Annotated in this window: 16 protein-coding genes; 7 read left to right on the forward strand and 9 right to left on the reverse strand. The window is 66.0% G+C overall.

The genetic code is table 11. The features are described from left to right. Positions 1 to 194: 194 nt before the first annotated feature. Together DK842_RS02325 and DK842_RS02330 are read right to left on the reverse strand one after the other, a co-directional pair. Positions 195 to 923, reverse strand: a complete 729-nt coding sequence (locus DK842_RS02325) for an MgtC/SapB family protein (RefSeq protein ID WP_198414618.1) — start codon at positions 921 to 923, stop codon at positions 195 to 197. A gap of 201 nt (positions 924 to 1,124) precedes the next feature. After that, positions 1,125 to 2,021 carry a DMT family transporter gene (locus tag DK842_RS02330; protein ID WP_114059915.1) on the reverse strand — a complete coding sequence of 299 codons (897 nt, stop codon included), beginning with the start codon at positions 2,019 to 2,021 and terminating at the stop codon, positions 1,125 to 1,127. A 95-nt stretch (positions 2,022 to 2,116) separates the two neighbouring features. Between DK842_RS02330 and DK842_RS02335 the strand changes: the two genes are divergently transcribed. Further along, positions 2,117 to 2,938, forward strand: a complete 822-nt coding sequence (locus tag DK842_RS02335; RefSeq protein ID WP_114059916.1) for an AraC family transcriptional regulator — start codon at positions 2,117 to 2,119, stop codon at positions 2,936 to 2,938. Here DK842_RS02335 and DK842_RS02340 read toward each other — a convergent pair. Then, entirely contained in the window at positions 2,928 to 4,343 is a 1,416-nt protein-coding gene (locus DK842_RS02340; protein ID WP_114059917.1) for a cryptochrome/photolyase family protein, read from the reverse strand. The genes DK842_RS02335 and DK842_RS02340 overlap by 11 nt on opposite strands. Next, complete coding sequence (locus DK842_RS02345; protein ID WP_114059918.1) at positions 4,340 to 5,290, reverse strand: LysR family transcriptional regulator; 951 nt, start codon at positions 5,288 to 5,290, stop codon at positions 4,340 to 4,342. The genes DK842_RS02340 and DK842_RS02345 overlap by 4 nt, the downstream gene beginning before the upstream one ends. 110 nt (positions 5,291 to 5,400) lie before the next feature. Here DK842_RS02345 and DK842_RS02350 point away from each other — a divergent pair, with 110 nt between their 5' ends. Then, complete coding sequence (locus DK842_RS02350) at positions 5,401 to 5,868, forward strand: DMT family transporter (RefSeq protein WP_114063576.1); 468 nt, start codon at positions 5,401 to 5,403, stop codon at positions 5,866 to 5,868. Between the two features lie 2 nt (positions 5,869 to 5,870). Next, positions 5,871 to 6,344 (forward strand): DMT family transporter, encoded by a 474-nt coding sequence (locus DK842_RS02355; protein WP_114059919.1) that lies wholly within the window; start codon positions 5,871 to 5,873, stop codon positions 6,342 to 6,344. On the opposite strand, the gene DK842_RS02360 is transcribed toward DK842_RS02355, so the two are convergent. Then, positions 6,341 to 6,682, reverse strand: coding sequence for a YnfA family protein (locus DK842_RS02360; RefSeq protein WP_114059920.1), 342 nt, complete (start codon positions 6,680 to 6,682; stop codon positions 6,341 to 6,343). The two genes, DK842_RS02355 and DK842_RS02360, sit on opposite strands and share 4 nt — an antisense overlap. A 120-nt stretch (positions 6,683 to 6,802) precedes the next feature. On the opposite strand from DK842_RS02360, the gene DK842_RS02365 reads away from it, so the two are divergent. After that, on the forward strand, positions 6,803 to 7,186 hold the full coding sequence (locus tag DK842_RS02365; protein WP_114059921.1) for a VOC family protein: 384 nt from the start codon (positions 6,803 to 6,805) through the stop codon (positions 7,184 to 7,186). 68 nt (positions 7,187 to 7,254) lie between these two features. On the opposite strand, the gene DK842_RS02370 is transcribed toward DK842_RS02365, so the two are convergent. From DK842_RS02370 to DK842_RS02380, 3 genes are all read right to left on the reverse strand, one after another. Next, the gene (locus tag DK842_RS02370; protein WP_114059922.1) at positions 7,255 to 7,692 is read right to left on the reverse strand and encodes an Rrf2 family transcriptional regulator; all 438 of its coding nucleotides are present in this window, start codon (positions 7,690 to 7,692) and stop codon (positions 7,255 to 7,257) included. A gap of 55 nt (positions 7,693 to 7,747) precedes the next feature. Further along, positions 7,748 to 8,962: an NO-inducible flavohemoprotein gene (hmpA, locus tag DK842_RS02375; protein WP_114059923.1), complete on the reverse strand. Its 1,215-nt coding sequence runs from the start codon at positions 8,960 to 8,962 to the stop codon at positions 7,748 to 7,750. A gap of 164 nt (positions 8,963 to 9,126) precedes the next feature. Next, the gene (locus tag DK842_RS02380; protein WP_114059924.1) at positions 9,127 to 9,759 is read right to left on the reverse strand and encodes a lytic polysaccharide monooxygenase auxiliary activity family 9 protein; all 633 of its coding nucleotides are present in this window, start codon (positions 9,757 to 9,759) and stop codon (positions 9,127 to 9,129) included. Positions 9,760 to 10,059: 300 nt separating this feature from the next. Here DK842_RS02380 and DK842_RS02385 point away from each other — a divergent pair, with 300 nt between their 5' ends. The 3 genes from DK842_RS02385 to DK842_RS02395 all read left to right on the forward strand — a co-directional run bounded on the left by DK842_RS02385 (position 10,060) and on the right by DK842_RS02395 (position 13,634). Continuing rightward, positions 10,060 to 12,684, forward strand: coding sequence for a glycoside hydrolase family 15 protein (locus DK842_RS02385; protein ID WP_114059925.1), 2,625 nt, complete (start codon positions 10,060 to 10,062; stop codon positions 12,682 to 12,684). Then, entirely contained in the window at positions 12,681 to 13,016 is a 336-nt protein-coding gene (locus DK842_RS02390) for a hypothetical protein (RefSeq protein WP_198414620.1), read from the forward strand. Before DK842_RS02385 ends, DK842_RS02390 begins: the two co-directional genes overlap by 4 nt. Positions 13,017 to 13,106: 90 nt before the next feature. Next, complete coding sequence (locus DK842_RS02395) at positions 13,107 to 13,634, forward strand: GNAT family N-acetyltransferase (RefSeq protein WP_114059927.1); 528 nt, start codon at positions 13,107 to 13,109, stop codon at positions 13,632 to 13,634. A gap of 53 nt (positions 13,635 to 13,687) precedes the next feature. Here the strand turns inward: DK842_RS02395 and DK842_RS02400 are convergent, their stop codons facing one another. Beyond that, the gene (locus DK842_RS02400) at positions 13,688 to 15,955 is read right to left on the reverse strand and encodes a nitric-oxide reductase large subunit (RefSeq protein WP_114059928.1); all 2,268 of its coding nucleotides are present in this window, start codon (positions 15,953 to 15,955) and stop codon (positions 13,688 to 13,690) included. Positions 15,956 to 16,022 lie beyond the last annotated feature (67 nt).

Raw genomic sequence — 16,022 nt, forward strand, 5'->3', positions numbered from 1 at the left:
GAATTACCCCGCCGCCGGCGCCCTGTCCGTCCAGCGCCGCGCGACAACTAAAAACCTAGTTTTGATTGTAACACCGTCTGTCATGAACTTTGACCCCGGACAAAGCGCGGCGGCGGCCATTCGAGGCGGCACCGCAAACAAAGCCGCAGAACCCGGGCTCGGCGGCGGCGCAATGGCGAAAGGCCTGGCCGCGATCATTCGCTGGTGCTGGTGTTCCAATACGCCTGATGGATGTAGGGGTTGCCCGCCAGCTCGGCGGCGATGCGGTCCAGTTCATCCGAATCCACCGAGGTGGCCAGCAGGGTGGCGGTCATCTCCACCTCGTTGTCGCTGAACGCTTCCACGTCCAGATCGCCCACCGGATAGTTGGCCTGCTCCAGCATGCCGCTCACCTGGGCCAGCACCCGCTTCTGCTCGTCGCGGCTGGCGATCACGCACAGCTGGTAGGTCACTTCGCTGGAGTCGTCATCCAGCGGGCGTCGGTTGATGGAGTTGACCACCGGCCGCAACAGCGTGTTGACCGCCAGCACGAACACGGCGGTCAATATGGCCTGGCCAAGCATGCCGGCGCCGGCGCAGGCGCCGGTGGCGGCCGACCCCCACAAGGTGGCGGCGGTATTGAGGCCGCGGACGTTCAAGCCCTCTTTCATGATGGTGCCCGCGCCGAGGAAGCCGACGCCAGACACCACGTAAGCCACCACCCGCGACGCGCTGCCGCTGCCGTCCAGCTGCAACGCCATATTGACGAAGGCCGCGGCGCTGACCGCCACCAGCGCGTTGGTGCGCAAGCCGGCGGTGCGCTGGCGGTACTGCCGCTCCAGGCCGATCACCGTGCCGCAGATAAAGGCCATGGTCAGGCAGACCAGTGAATGCAGCAGTCCGAACCAGTCGAGATCGAACAGATTGTGCAGGTTGTAATGCATGCGTCCTCCCGCTTTGAGGGTTTGCCGATGGCAGGACGGGTGCGTCGTGGTTTTGCCGGAAAGCCACCAGGCACCGATCCTGACGCGAAAGCTGCCCTAGGCGGCTCTCGCCAGTCGGACGGCGCGCCGGAGGACGCGCCACCGGCGACACCTTACCTTGCCGCTTGCGGGCGAGGCAAGGCATCCGGTCGCCGGCGGGACTCAGCGCTGGGCCAGCGCCGGCCGGCGCAGCCTGCCCGGATTGAGCATGCCCTGCCCCAGCGCCACGCCCAGCAGAATCATGCCGCCGCCCAACCAATGGTAATGGTGGATGGTTTCGCCCAGCAGCGCGCTGGCTAGCAAAGCGGTGAACAAGGGCAGCAGGTTCATGAAGATGGCGGTGCGGTCGCTGCCCAGCCTCTGGATGCCGCGCATCCACAGATAGGCGGCGAACAAGGATGAACCGATCCCCGCGAACAAGACCAGGCCCACGCCCTGGGCCGGCACGGCCATGCTGCGCGCGGTGAGGGTGAGCGGCAGCAGCAGCAACACCGCCAGGCTGGCCTGCAGATAGAGATTGAGCCAGGCGCCGAACGGCGGCGCCCAGCGCCGCAGCAGGATGCCGTACAAGGCATAAGACGCGGCGCCAGCCAGGATCAGCGCGTCGCCGCTGTTGACGCCGTTGGCCAGCAGGCTCACCGGATCGCCCTTGCCCAGCAGGTAAACCACGCCGGACAGCGACACCGCCACGCCCAGCCAGGCCATGGCGCTCACGCGCTGGCGAAACGCGGCGGCGTTCAGCAACAGGCCCAACAACGGCACCAGCGCGGTGATCACGCCCATATTGGTGGCGCTGGTGCTGTGCGCGGCGTAATACGCCAGGCACTGGAACATCACCATGCCCAGCGCGGACAAGGCCAGCAGCTTGCCCAGCCAGGGCTTCAGCTCGCGCGCGCGGCGGCGCAGCTGCGGCAGGCAGAACGGCGTCAGCACCAGCGCCGCCAGCAACCAGCGGTAAATGGAAATCGCCGCCGGGTCCAGCACCTGGGCGGCAGCCTTGGAAACAATCACGTTGGCGGCCCAGATCAACACCGCCAGCAATGGAAACAGCATGGCCATCACAGCCTCCTTCTACTCGATGCGTCTATTCTAGAGTCGTCCGTTATGGACGATATAATGCAAAACAGACAATCCACTGAGGCGAACCGGACAAGATGAGCCCAGACCTAGACGATTACTTCGCCAGCGACGCCGCGCTGCCGGAACCCGCGCCGCTGACCTTTCGCTACCATCGCTTCACGCCCAGGAGCGAGTTCGCCCGCCATCGTCACCGCTGGGGCCAGCTGAGCCGCATCAACCTGGGCCTAGTGGAGCTGCTGCTGGACGAGGGCAAAGTGGTGGCGCCGGCCCAGTACCTGCTGTGGACGCCGCCGGAAGTGCCGCACGCGGCCTATGTGCGGCAGGCCATGCACTACATCTCGATCTATGTCAGCGGCGACATGGCCGCGCGGCTGCCGGACCATACCTGCCTGATCGAGCAGACGCCGCTGGTGCGCGCCCTGCTGGACGACTTCGCCCAGCGCCGCGTCGCCGTGCCCAGCGATCCCTGGGACATCCGCCAGGCCGAGCTGCTGTGCCAGCGGCTGCTGGAATCCGGGCGCGAAGCCAACTATCTGCCGGACAGCGGCCAGAAACTGTTGCGGCCGATACTGGACGCCATCCGCCACGACCCGGCCGACACCACGCCGCTGAAACAATGGGCGGATCGCGTATTCAGCACCGAGCGCACCTTGGCGCGCGCGTTCCAGCGCGAGCTGGGCATGAGCTTCGGCCAATGGCGCGCCCGCGCGCGTTTGCTGGAAGCGCTGTCCAGGCTAAAGCAAGGCGACAGCGTGCAGGACATTTCGGCGCGGCTGGGCTACGCCACGCCATCCGCCTTCATCGCCATGTTCCAGAAGCAGCTGGGCGCGTCGCCGGAGCGCTACCGCCGCCAGTTGCTGGAGGGCGGTCAATGGAACGAGGACGTCAGCGCTTGAACAGGGCCAGCGCCCGCTCGCGCTGAACGGCGTGATCGACAATGGGATGCGGGTAGTCCCGCCCCAGCCGCACGCCGGCGTCCATCAACTGTTCCGGCTTGGCCAGCCACGGCCCGTGGATCAGCTTGTCCGGCAGCGCCGCCAGCTCCGGCACGTAACGGCGGATGAAGCGGCCGTCCGGGTCGAATTTCTCGCTCTGGCTCACCGGGTTGAAGATGCGGAAATAAGGCTGGGCGTCGCAGCCGGTGCTGGCCGCCCATTGCCAGCCGCCGTTATTGGCCGCCAGGTCGAAGTCCAATAGCTTTTCGGCGAAGTAGCGCTCGCCCCAGCGCCAGTCGATCAGCAGATCCTTGACCAGGAAGCTGGCCGCCACCATGCGCAGCCGGTTGTGCATATAGCCGCTATGGTTCAGCTGCCGCATCGCCGCGTCCACCAGCGGGTAGCCGGTTTGCCCGTTTTTCCAGGCCTCGAACCATTCCGCGTCATTGGGGAAAGGCAGCGCGTCATACTCCGGCTTGAACGCGTGTTCCACCACGTCCGGCCGGTGCCACAGCACTTGCTGGTAGAAATCGCGCCAGATCAGCTCGCTCAGCCAAGTCATCGCCCCCTCGCCGCCGTCATGCCAGGCATAGGCCGCCAGCCGGCGGATGGAAATGGTGCCGAAGCGCAGATGGACGCTGAGATAGGACACGCCCTTGACGCCGGGGTAGTCGCGCATGGTCTTGTAATGGGCGATGCGGCGGGAAAAATCGGCGAACAGGGCCTCTGCCCCGTCGGCGCCCGCCCGCACCGGCAGCGCGGCCAGGCCGCTGGGGCTAAAGCCGATGTCGGCCAGCGACGGCATGGCCTCGGGCGCGCGCGGCAGCAGCGCGTCCAGATAGCGCCGCACCGGATAGGCCTGCAGATGGAAGGGCGTCAGTTTCTTCAACCAGGCGTTCTTGTACGGCGTGAATACGGCAAACGGCTTGCCGGCGCCGGTCAGCACCTCGTCGGTTTCAAAGACCACCTGATCCTTGCAGCCATGAAAAGCGATGCCGCGCTCGGCCAGCTTCTCCGCCACCTCCGCGTCGCGCGCGCGCGCGGCCGGCTCGTAATCGCGGTTGCAGAACACCGCCTCCGCGCCCAGCTCCGCCGCCAGCCGCGGTATCTCGTCCCGCGGCTGCCCATAGCGGATCAGCAGGTCGCCGCCCAGCTGATTCAACTCCGCCTTCAGCGCCGCCAAGCTTTGATGAATGAAGTCGACGCGGCGGTCGTCGCGCGGCAACGCGTCCAAAATCGAGGCGTCGAACACGAACACCGGCAGCGCCGCCCGGCTGTGCTTCAGCGCGTGGTAAAAAGCGGCATGGTCGTCCAGCCGCAAATCGCGGCGCAACCAGACCAGCGCCGTGCCTATCGTCTTGCTCATGGTCGGCTCCCGTTTGGCGATGCCAGCAAAGATGCGGGCAGGCCGCTGTCCCACAAGGGCCGCTCGCCGCCCAGCTTTTCCTGCAGAAAATCGATGAACGCGCGGGCCTTGGCCGGCAGCCGCCTGCGCTCAGGATAGACAACGTGGATGGCGTGCCGCGGCAAAGGGTAATCGGTCAACACCGCCTTGAGCCGCCCCGCCGCCAGGTCCGGCCCGACGATGAAAGTGGGCATCTCGCAAATGCCCAGCCCGGCCAACAGCGCGTCGCGGCGCGCCTCGCTATTGTTCACCTGGTAATTGCCGCGCGGCTGCACGCGGATGTCGCCGCCCGGCCCCTGGAACACCCAGCTGGCGCCGCCGCGATAATAGGAATACGCGATGCAGTTATGCTGGGCCAACTCGGCGGGATGCCTGGGCTCGCCATATTCCGCCAGATAGTCCGGCGAGGCGCACACCCACACCCGGCACGGCGCGAGGCGGCGCGCCACCATGCTGTTGTCCGGCAGATTGCCGATGCGCACCGCCAGATCGTAGCCATCGGCCACCAGGTCCACCATGCGGTCATCCATCGCCAGGTCCAGTTCGATATTGGGATGGCGGCGCAGAAATTCCGGCACCAGCGGCGACACATGCAGGCGGCCGAAAGCCATCGGCGCGCTGACGCGCAGCAAGCCGGCCGCCTGGCTTTGCAGGCCGGCCGCCGCCTCCTCCGCCTCCATGGCGATGGCCAGCGCGTGGCGCACGCTGTCGTAATAGCGCTCGCCGGCCTCGGTCAGGCTCAGGCGGCGGGTGGTCCGCTGCAGCAGCCGCACATTCAGCCCGGCCTCCAGTTGCTGCACCCGCTTGCTGACGGCGGATTTGGTCAAGCCCAGCTTGGCCGCGGCGGCGGAAAAACTGCCTGCCTCCACCACGGCGACGAAGATAGGGATCGCGGCGAAATGCTCCATCGCTATTGTCCACTTATTTTCTACGATAAGTTTCCACAAAGCCGGATTATCAGTCAATCAAACACAATATACGATGCGTTTTCATTCCATCACCGACAAAACCCATGGCCATGCCCGCACCACGCATTCCACTCAATCGACTCACGCTGCCGGCGCTTGCGCTGTTCGCAGGCGGCTTGCTCGCGCTGATGATCCATAGCAACAGCCAACTCGCGCGCGACAGCAATCCGCTTTGCGCCTCCTGGCTGGCGCACGGCATCGGCATGCTGGCCGCTTTGCTGATATGGCTGGCCATGCCGGCCTCAAAGACGACAGGCCGTTCAGACCCGCCGCCCATCTGGGCTTACCTTGGCGGCGTGCCTGGCGCGCTGGTGGTGTCGCTGGCCGCCATCACCGTCAACAGTCCGCTGGCGATGTCCGGCACGCTGGCGATAGGCATGCTAGGGCAAGTTCTCTTTGGTTTGTTTTCCGACCATTTTGGCTGGTTTGGCCTGCCGAAGCGGCGCTATCGCTTGCCAGACACCCTGGCGCTGCTGCCCATCCTGTCCGGCTGCGCCCTTTTGATTTTTGGAGCCTGAACATGGGGTATTTGATGCTATTGGCGCTGGCGAACGGGCTTTGCATAGCCGCCAGCCGCGCCATCAACGGCAAGCTTGCGCAAAGCCGCGGCGCGATGTCCGCCTCTTTCTGGAATCATCTGGGAGGGTTTCTGTTTCTCAGCCTGCCGCTTATCGGCGGTAGCGCCCCATATCGTCTGCCGTTGCAGGCGCCCGGCCTGGCTTGGCTGGGAGGCGTGCTAGGCGCCTGGTTTGTCGCGATCAACAGCATCGCGCTGCCCAGGCTGGGCATCATGAGAACCACGCTGCTAGTGATAGCGGGCCAGATGATAGGCGGCGTCCTGATCGACTACTTGTCGGGCCCCGGCACCAAATCGATTCCACTGCAACTGGGCGGCGTCGCGCTGATTTTGGCGGGCCTCTATCTGTCGAAACGCCGCCCGGAATCGCCCGCCGAGTCCCCGACCCCATCCGGCATGCGCAGGCCCACGCTTTAAGCGCGCGGCGCGAACATGATCACCAGCATCCCGGCCAGCGCCAGCGAACACCCCAGCGCGTCCCAGCGATCCGGCCGGATGCCGTCCACCAGCCACAGCCAGAGCAGCGCCACGCTGACATACACGCCGCCATAAGCCGCATAAACGCGGCCGGCGGCGGCGGGATGCAGGGTCAGCAGCCAGGCGAACAGCGCCAGGGAGACGGCCGCCGGCGCCAGCAGCCATAAGGACCGCCCCTCGCGCAACACCAGCCACGGCAGGTAACAGCCTATGATTTCCGCCAGCGCGGTCAATACAAACAGGCCCGCCACCCGCGGCAAGCCAAGCCACCATTCCATGCCCTCTTCTCCTTGGCCGCCGCGCCGGCATGGCGCTATCGGCATCATTCAAAAGAACAATTTAACACCTAAGCGCAATTTAAATAACATATCAGCATCCAACAGCCACAGGAGAACGCCATGTCGCCATTCCGGATACGGGGAATCGACCACGTCGTGCTGCGCGTCGCGGACATCGCCCGCGCGGAACGATTTTATCGCGACGCCTTGGGTTGCCAGGTGGTGAAGAAGCTAGAACAGCTGGGCTTGGCGCATCTGGACGCCGGCGGCGCGCTGATCGATCTGCTGGCCGGCGATGCCCCATCCGGCTGCAATGTCGACCACATCTGCCTGCGGGTGGAGCCGTTCGATGAGGAAGCGATCCGCGCCCACCTGGCCGGGTTGGGCATCGACGTCGAACCGGCCCAGCAACGCTTCGGCGCCGAAGGCTACGGCCCTTCGGTCTACCTGCGCGATCCGGACGGCAACGGCATCGAGCTGAAAGGCCCGCCGACGGCCGAATAGCCAAGGCGCGCCGACGCGGACGGCACGCATCGCACGACAAGATGGCGCAGCGCAGGATCAGGCCGCGATCAGCGACTCGAGCGGTGCAGGCGGATGATGGCTTCGCCGGTGGGGCCGGCGACGATGTCGCGCAGCGTGTAGCCGTCCAGCGACAGGAAGAACGCTTCCAGCGCCTCGTCCAGCGCGCCCTTCAGCAAGCAGCCGCGGTTGAGCGCGCAAGGCGGCTCGGCGCAGTCTATCAACTGCGTCTTGCCCTCCAGCGAGCGCACCACCTCGCCCAGACGGTAATGCTCGGGCGGCCGCGACAAGGACATGCCGCCGCCCTTGCCGCGGGTGGTGACCAGCCAGCCTTGCTGCCCCATGAAATGCACCACTTTGACCAGATGGTTGCGCGAGATTTCGAATCGCTCGGCGATTTCCGGAATCGTGGCCAGTTGGCCGGACGGCTGCCCGGTCAGATACATCAGCACGCGCAGTCCTAGGTCGGTGAAACGGGTCAGTTGCATGGCAGTCCATCGGTGCGAAGAGTCGGCGGCAGCATACCGCGTCCGGGCCGCGCCCTCAATCGTCGCCGGGGTTGGAGCCGAACACCTCGTAATGGATGCGATCCGCCGCCACCCCCAGGCCGCGCAGGCTGTCGCGCTGCGCGCGCATGAAGCCCAGCGGGCCGCAGATGTAGTAATCGGCGTCCGGCAGCAGCGCCCACTCCTTCAGCTCCGCCAAATCCAGACGCCCGGCGGCGTGGTAGTCGATGCCCCGCACATCCTGCGCGCGCGGCGTCTCGTAGCGGACATGAATCCGCAGCTGCGGATGGCGCTCGGCCAGTTGGCGCACTTTCAGTCCCATCGCGTGCGCGCCGCCGTGGCGCGCCGCATGCAGGAAACGCACCTCGCGGCCGCCGCGCTTGAGCAGGCGGCCCAACATCGCCTGCATCGGCGTCTGGCCGACGCCGGCGCTGATCAGCACCGCCGGACCGTAACGGTCTTCATGCAGGAAGAAGTCGCCCTGGGGCGCAGTCAGCTCCAGCACGTCGCCAACCTGGACTTCGCGATGCAGCAGATTGGACATCCGGCCCGCCGGCTTGCCCTCGGCCGCGTCCTCGCGCTTGACCGAGATGCGCAGGTATTCGCCATTGGGCGCGTCGGACAGGCTGTACTGGCGCGGCTGGCTCAGCCCCCACTCGGCGACGAAGCGCTTCACCGTCACGTACTGGCCTGGACGAAAGCCCGGCAGCGCGCCGCCATCGCAAGGCTGCAGATAGAAGGAGACGATTTCCTCGCTCTCGGCCTCCTTGCGCGCCACCCGGAACGGCCGCCAGCCGCTCCAGCCGCCGGCCGCATTGGCGGACTCGCCGTACATGCCGTTTTCGATGCCGATCAAGGTATCCGCCAGCAAGCTGTAAGCCTCGGCCCAAGCCTGGATCAGGTCATCGCCGGCCGCCTCGCCCAGCACTTCGCGGATGGAGGCCAGCAAATGCTTGCCGACGATGGGATAGTGCTCGGCGCGTATGCCCAGGCTGACATGCTTGTGCGCGACCCGGATCAGCACCGGCAGCAGCGGCGATGGATCGTCGATGTGCTGGGCATAGGCCAGCACCGCGCCGGCCAATGCCTGCTGCTGCTGGCCGGAATGCTGGTGCCCCTGGTTGAACAGGTTCTTCAGCTCCGGATTGTGCTCGAACATGCGGCGGTAAAAGTGGCTGGTCAGCGCCACGCCATGCTGTTGCAGCACCGGCACGGTGGCCTTGACCAGGGATCGGGTTTGTTCACTCAGCATGTCAGGCTCCTTAAGATACTTAAAAAATACATCTTAATTGTCGGAAAAAATCCCCGCGCGGAGGGGATTCGTTAAAAGATGCTCAAATAATACATGTTTATTTGACTTGTGTCACAAAACTACACCACTCGCTGCCCGGCGTGGCGCGGATGCGACAAAGCCGGCTAGGAAAAATCGAAATCGACTACCTGATAGAAGGCATTGCCGGTATCGGCCACTTCCCACACCGTCAGCACCACATGGTAGCCCTGGCGCTGCGGCAGGCGCAGCTCATGGATGGTCGGCTGCGGCGGCGTCAGCTCGGCCTGATGCTCCCAGAACGGCTGAGCGGTGAGTTCGGCCTTGTAGAAAGGCTCGGATTCGAACTGGGCACGGCTCAGCGGGCGGTTGGGATCCCAGCCTTCGCGGGTGATGAAGTAATTCCAGCGCCGGGTCAGGTGGGAGGCGTGATAGCTCCATTTGAACTCCAGCATCTGCCCGGATTTGACCGGATGCTTGTGCCAGCGATCCGCGCTTTGCTCGTCCAGCACTGCGGAATGCGCCTGCCCGGCGCTGGCGATCTTGCCGTCCGCCGGCGGAGCGGCGTTTGGCGCGTCGGTCGGCGCCAGCGGGTCATGCAGATTGGCTGTCGGCGCCGGGAAAAACTTGCCGGCTTCCAAGCCATTGACGTTCCAGCTCTGCAGCGGGCATTGCGCGTTGACGCCATCCACGCACAACTGGCCGCGCGAAGCGGGTTCGAACACTTGGCCGTGGCGAAGCTGGGCGTTGGATTGAGGCTCTACCTTGGTCTGGCTCATTGCATCCCCTTGTGTCGCATGATTGGAAAAACCGGACAGAACATCCGGCTGTGCGCAGCGTAAGCGGCGTTCCCATTCTCTCGCCCCATCCTTTGTGCCGGTTATCCCCTAGCGCCCATGGCATCCAGTCCCAATGGGCGGCTTCGCCTTGCTTATTCCCAATACCTGTACTCTCGAACAATCGTTTGAACTGGCGCAATGCCGGCCGCTCTTTCTTTGATATATTGCGTAACAAAATTACATTGACATCGAGCCGACCGGCCTCGTCAACCGCAGCGCTACAAAGTGGAGACAACAACCATGAAACAACCGTCCCTGATCCGTCCGGCCTTGCTGGGCCTGCTGATCGCCAGCCTGTTCAGCCCACTTGCCCACGCCGGCGAAGCCTTCGGCTCGCCCGGCAACGCGCCGGTTCGAGGCCCGGCGTCCAAGTCCTTCCTCGGCACGGCCGTCGGCGGCCCCTCCAAGGTTTACTTCACCGGCTACCGCGGCATCGTGTCCGAGGTGTACTACCCGGTGCTGGACACGCCGGAATCGGTGGACCTGCAGTTTCTGGTGGGCGACGCCGGCAAGACCTTCGTCGACGAGGAGAAACAGCAGGCGTATTCGGCCAGCCAAACCGACAAGCGCACCATGAGCTGGATCGCCAGCACCGGCAACGCCGGCCACAACTGGCGGATCAGCAAGCGCATCTTCGTCGATCCGGCCCGCGACGCGCTGGTGCAGCGCGTCACCTTCAGCGCGCTGAATGGCCGCAAGCTGGGCGACTTCAACCTCTACCTGCTGTTCAAGCCTTGCCTGGACAACAGCGGCGCCGGCAACAATGCCCAGACCGTGGCCGCCGCCGGCGGCTACGCGCTGGCCGCCAGCCGCAACAGCCGCGCCTCGGCGCTGATGGCCAGCCAGCCGTGGAAAACCGTCAACGGCCAACCTATGCTGTCCAACGGTTTCGTCGGCCAGAGCGACGGCTGGACCGATCTTGTCGGCAGCGGCGACAACGCGATGAACTGGACCTTCAGCTCCGCCAGCGGCGGCAACGTGGCGCAGACAGGCTGGCTGGACCTGGGCGACCCGAACGCCACCAGCGTGTCCTTCGACGTGGTGCTGGCCTTCGGCAAGAGCCAGGGCGAAGCGGTCAACGCCGCCGCCGCCTCGCTGGGCTCCGACCTTGCCGCCGCCCAGCGGCAATACGACGATGGCTGGCACGCCTACGCCGCCGGCCTGTCCGCCCAGGGCGGCCTGGCCGACGACCGCTACTATCTGGCGGCGATGACGCTGAAAACCATGCAGGACAAGAGCAACGGCGCCATGATCGCCGGCATCGGCACGCCATGGGGCGAAACCCAGGGCGACGCCAACCAGGGCGGTTACCACCTGGTGTGGCCGCGCGACCTGTTCAAGTTCGCCAACGCCCTGACCACGGCCGGCGACACCGCCACCGCCACGACCGTAGTCAATTACCTGTTCAATACCCTGCAGCAAACCAGCAACTGCGGCGCGGCCGAATACAACGCCGCCGGTTGCGCCGCCGGCTACAGCCGCGTCGGCCGCTTCCCGCAAAACGCCTGGGTCAGCGGCTGGCCGTACTGGCAAGGCACGCAGATGGACGAACAGGCCATGCCCATCCTGCTGGCCTGGCGGCTGGGGTCGGTCGTGTCCAATCCCTTGTGGCCCAAAATCAAGCTGACCGCGGACTACATAGTCGCCACCGGACCATGGAGCTACCAGGAACGCTGGGAGGAAAACTCCGGCTACTCGCCGTCCACCCTCGCCGCCGAGATCGCCGGCCTGGTGGCTGCCGCCGACATCGCCCGCGCCAACGGCGACGACGCCAGCGCCGGCCGCTACCTCTCCGCCGCCGATTACTGGCAGCAAAGCGTCGCCGCCTGGACCTACACCACCAGCGGCGGCTTCGGCAATGGAAGCTACTATGTCCGCGTCAACCCGGCCAGCCGCGCCGGCAGCGGAACCGACCGCGCCAGCTTCCGGCCCATCGCCGGCCCAGACACGCCGCAAACCGTCACCGTGAAGAACGGCGGCGGCGACCGCGATGCCCGCCGCGTGGTGGACGGCGGCTTCCTGGAACTGGTGCGCATGGGCGTCAAACGCGCCGACGATCCCACCATCGTCAACACCATGGCCGTGTTCGACAGCGTGCTGGGCCAGAAACTGGCGCTGCCCGGCGCGCCATCCTTGCCGGTCAACGCCTGGTTCCGCTACAACTTCGACGGCTACGGCGAACACAACGACGGCCGCGACTTCGACGGCGCGGGCGTTGGCCGGCTGTGGCCCATCTTCACCGCCGAGCGCGGAATGTACGAGATCGCCCGCCAGGGCAAGGCCTCGGCCGGTCAGCCTTATCTCGCCACGCTGAAGCTGCTGGCCACGCCGGAAGGCATGCTGCCGGAACAAGTGTGGTCCAACAGCGCCACGCTGCCAGACGGCTGGACGGTGACCACGCCGGCCGGCTACCAAGCCGGCGCCGCCACCAAATCGATGGGGCCGTTGAACTGGGCGATGGGCGAATACATCAGCCTCTTGGCCTCGATCCATGCCGGCAAGGTGGTCGACATTCCGCAGGTGGTCTGCGCCCGCTACAACAACTGCCGCGCCGCGCCCAAGGCCGGCGAGGTGCCGGTCGGCATCAACGTGACGGCCAGCACGCAGTGGGGCCAGCAGGTCTACGTCACCGGCAACGCGCGGGCGCTGGGCAACTGGAACACCGACCTCGGTCTTCCGGTTGATGCGGTCAACTACCCGGTATGGCAAAACGGCGTCAACCTTCCGGCCGGCCAGCCCATCGCCTACAAGTACTACCGCAAGAACGCCGACGGCAGCGTGACTTGGGAGAACCTGTCCGGCAACCGCAGCCTGCTGACGCCGGCCAGCGGCAGCCTCAGCCTGAATGATCAGGTGAGCTGGTGATCCCGCGCCGCGCCTGGCCCGCCGCCCTGCTCTTGACCGCGGCGGCGGCCGGCGGCGCGGCCTGGCGGCTATGGCCGGCGGAGGCGCCCGCGCCTCCTCCTCCGGCTGCGGCGAAGCCGCCTCCGGCCGCCTTGCCCGCTCGGCCCATCGTCCATCAGACGACGCCGGCCCAGCCCTGGCGAGCGCCCTCACGCCCGGCGCTGCCGCCAGTGAAAAAGGGCGGCGACAGCTGGCAGCCGGAGGCCGCGCCAGTAGTCAGCAAGACGGAAGTCCAGCGCGGCGCGCCGGACATCCCGGACGCGCAGCCGCTGCCCAGGCCGCCCGATCCCTGATCCGCTACGCCGCGCCAGGCCCGGGGAACCGGGCCTGTTTCTTGCTTATTACCGTATTTGGAATGTCTCCCAAGAAAGTGACCAAGCAAGATGCCGCAACTGGACATCCTCGCGCTCGACGCCGAACCCGCCTCCGCCCTGCTGCCGGAACTGGCCGAACTGCTGCACGCCTGCGTGCATGACGGCGCCAGCATCCATTTCGTGCTGCCGTTTTCCGTGGAGCAAGCCGCCGCCTTCTGGCGCGACAAAACCCTGCCCGGCGTCGCCGGCGGCGGCCGCGTCCTGCTGGCCGCGCTGCTGGACGGAAGGCTGGCCGGCAGCGCGCAGCTGGACTGCGACACCCCGCCCAACCAGCCCCACCGCGCCGAAGTCTGCAAGCTGCTGGTGCATCCGGACTGCCGCCGCCAGGGCATCGCCCGCGCGCTGATGGCCGAACTGGAAAACCAGGCCCGGCGGCGCGGCCGCAGCCTGCTGACGCTGGACACCGCCAGCGGCGACAAGGCGGAGCCGCTCTATCGGTCATTGGGCTATCAAGAAGCCGGCCGCATCCCCGGCTACGCCTGGGACGGCCGCGGCGAAAAACTGCAAGCCACCACGCTGATGTACAAGACGCTGTAGACGCGAAAAAGCCGGGCACGCCCGGCTTTTGCTGTTTGCCATCAGTCTTCCGCTCACACGCCTTGCCCAGCCAGCGCCTTCTTGCCGCCCCAGCCCAGCAGCCGCAGGGCGAAGCGGCCCAGATACAGCACGCCCAGCGCGAACACGATGTCGCCCGGCACCCGCAGCCACACCAGGTTCTGCATCAACGCCGAGTGCACCACCTCCGGCGAACGCGCGTACCAAAGGCCGTACGTCACGCTGGCCCAGGCCTGATAAATGCCGGATGGCAGGATGGACAAGAACACCATCATGAACAGGCCGATATTGAGCAGCCAGAACATAGGCTTCAGCAGGCGGTTGTCCCACAGCGCGGCCTCGGACACGCCGCGCAGGCAGAACAGCATCAGGCCTATGCCCAGCATGCCGTAGACGCCGAACAGCGCCGCGTGGCCATGGGCTGGGGTCATGTTCAGGCCCTGCACGTAGTACAGCGAGATGGGGGGGTTGATGGAGAAGCCCAGCAGGCCGGCGCCCACGGTATTCCACACGCCCACGGCGACAAAGCACAGGATGGCCCACTTATAACGCTCCACCCACGGCGCGGCGCCGCTGCGGCGGTAAGTCTGCCAGCCCTCGAAACCCACCAGCGCCAGCGGCACCACTTCGAAAGCCGAAAACACCGCGCCGACGGCGATCACCGCAGTGGAAGCGCCAGTGAAGTACAGGTGGTGCAAGGTGCCCAGAATGCCGCCAAACAAGAAGACGATGGTCTCCAGCACGATGGCGCGGTTGGCGCTTGCCATGCGGATCAGGCCCAGCCGCGCGAAGATCAGCGCGATAACCGCGGTGGCGAACACTTCGAAGAAGCCTTCCACCCACAAGTGGACCAGCCACCAGCGCCAGTACTCGATCATCGAATAATGGGTGTGTTGGCCCCAGGCCAGCGAGGTAGCGTAGAACAGGCCGATGCAGGTGGCGGACAACAGCAGCATGGCGATCAGGCTGCGGCCTTCCGTTTCCTTGTTGCGCAAGGCCGGCAGCAAGGCGCGCGCCACCAGGAACAGCCAGAACAAGAGGCCGACGAACAGCAGGATTTGCCACACGCGGCCCATGCTGGTGTAGGCCAGACCCTGATTGCCAATCCAGAAGCTGAAATCCGTGCCCAGGCGCTGCAAGGTGCCTACCCAGCCGGTGACGGTGGAGCCGACCACGATGAAAATCAGCGCCCAGAACAGTACGTCCACGCCCAGTTTCTGGTATTTGGGTTCATGGCCGGACAGCAGCGGCGCGATATACAGGCCGGTGGCCAGCCAGGCGGTGGCGATCCACAACACGCCGAACTGGGTGTGGATGGTGCGGCTCACCACCCAGGGCAGCACCTCGGCCAGCGGGATGCCAAAGAAACTGTGGCCCTCCACCGCGTAGTGGGCGGTGATGGCGCCCATGCCCACCTGGGTCAGCAGCAGGCCGATCACCACATAGAAATACTTGCGGGTGGCGCGCATGGACGGCGTGGCCTGGAGCTTGCGCAGCGGATCGGCATCCGGCACTTGCGCGGGCTCCTCGCCTTCGCCGGCGGCCATGTGGTACCACACCATGGCGGCGATGCCGGCCAGCATCAGGATCACGCTGGCGATCGACCACATGCCGTTGGCGGCGGTGGGCGCGTTGCCCACCAGCGGCTCGTGCGGCCAGTTGTTGGTGTAGGACAGGCCGCTTTCGCCCGGACGATCCGCGGCGGCGGACCAGGCGGACCAGAAAAAGAAGGCGGCCACGGCTTCGCGGTCGGCTGCCGACGGCAGCGAATTGGCGCTCATCGCATACTGCTCGCGCAGCGTGTCGAAGGCCGGGTCCGTACCGTACAGGCCTTCGTAGTGCGCGGCCACTTCGCGCGCGGCGGCGGCGCGTTCCGCGCTCAGCGTCAGCGTGTCATGGGCCGCGTCATAGCCGTTGGCGCGCATCTCGCGGCGCAGTTCGGCGTCCAGCATGCCTTGGCGGCCGACATCAAGCTGGGCGTAAGCTTGGCCGAAGCGTTGCTTGGCCCGGCTCTCCCGCAGCGCCAGCGCCTCGCGGTGCAGCCAGTCGGCCGACCAGTCCGGCGCCACATAACTGCCGTGGCCCCATACCGTGCCCAATTGCTGGCCGCCGGACGACAGCCAGGCCTGCTGGCCGCGGCGGATCTGCTCGCCGGTGAACACCACCTTGCCGTCCGCGCCCTGCACCACGGATGGAATCGGCGGCGCCGACTGGTAGATTTCCTTGCCCATGTAGAGCAGGACCGAAAATGACAGCAAGCAAATCAGCGCCAGCCATCCCCATAGTTTTCGCGTGTTTTTCATCTGCGCTCCCTTCGCGGGCTTCCCAAGTAACTGACTCAATCCGCAGCCTACATGCTGGAAATAAAGA

Origin of the sequence: Chromobacterium phragmitis (assembly GCF_003325475.1) — a bacterium.
Lineage (GTDB): Bacteria > Pseudomonadota > Gammaproteobacteria > Burkholderiales > Chromobacteriaceae > Chromobacterium > Chromobacterium phragmitis.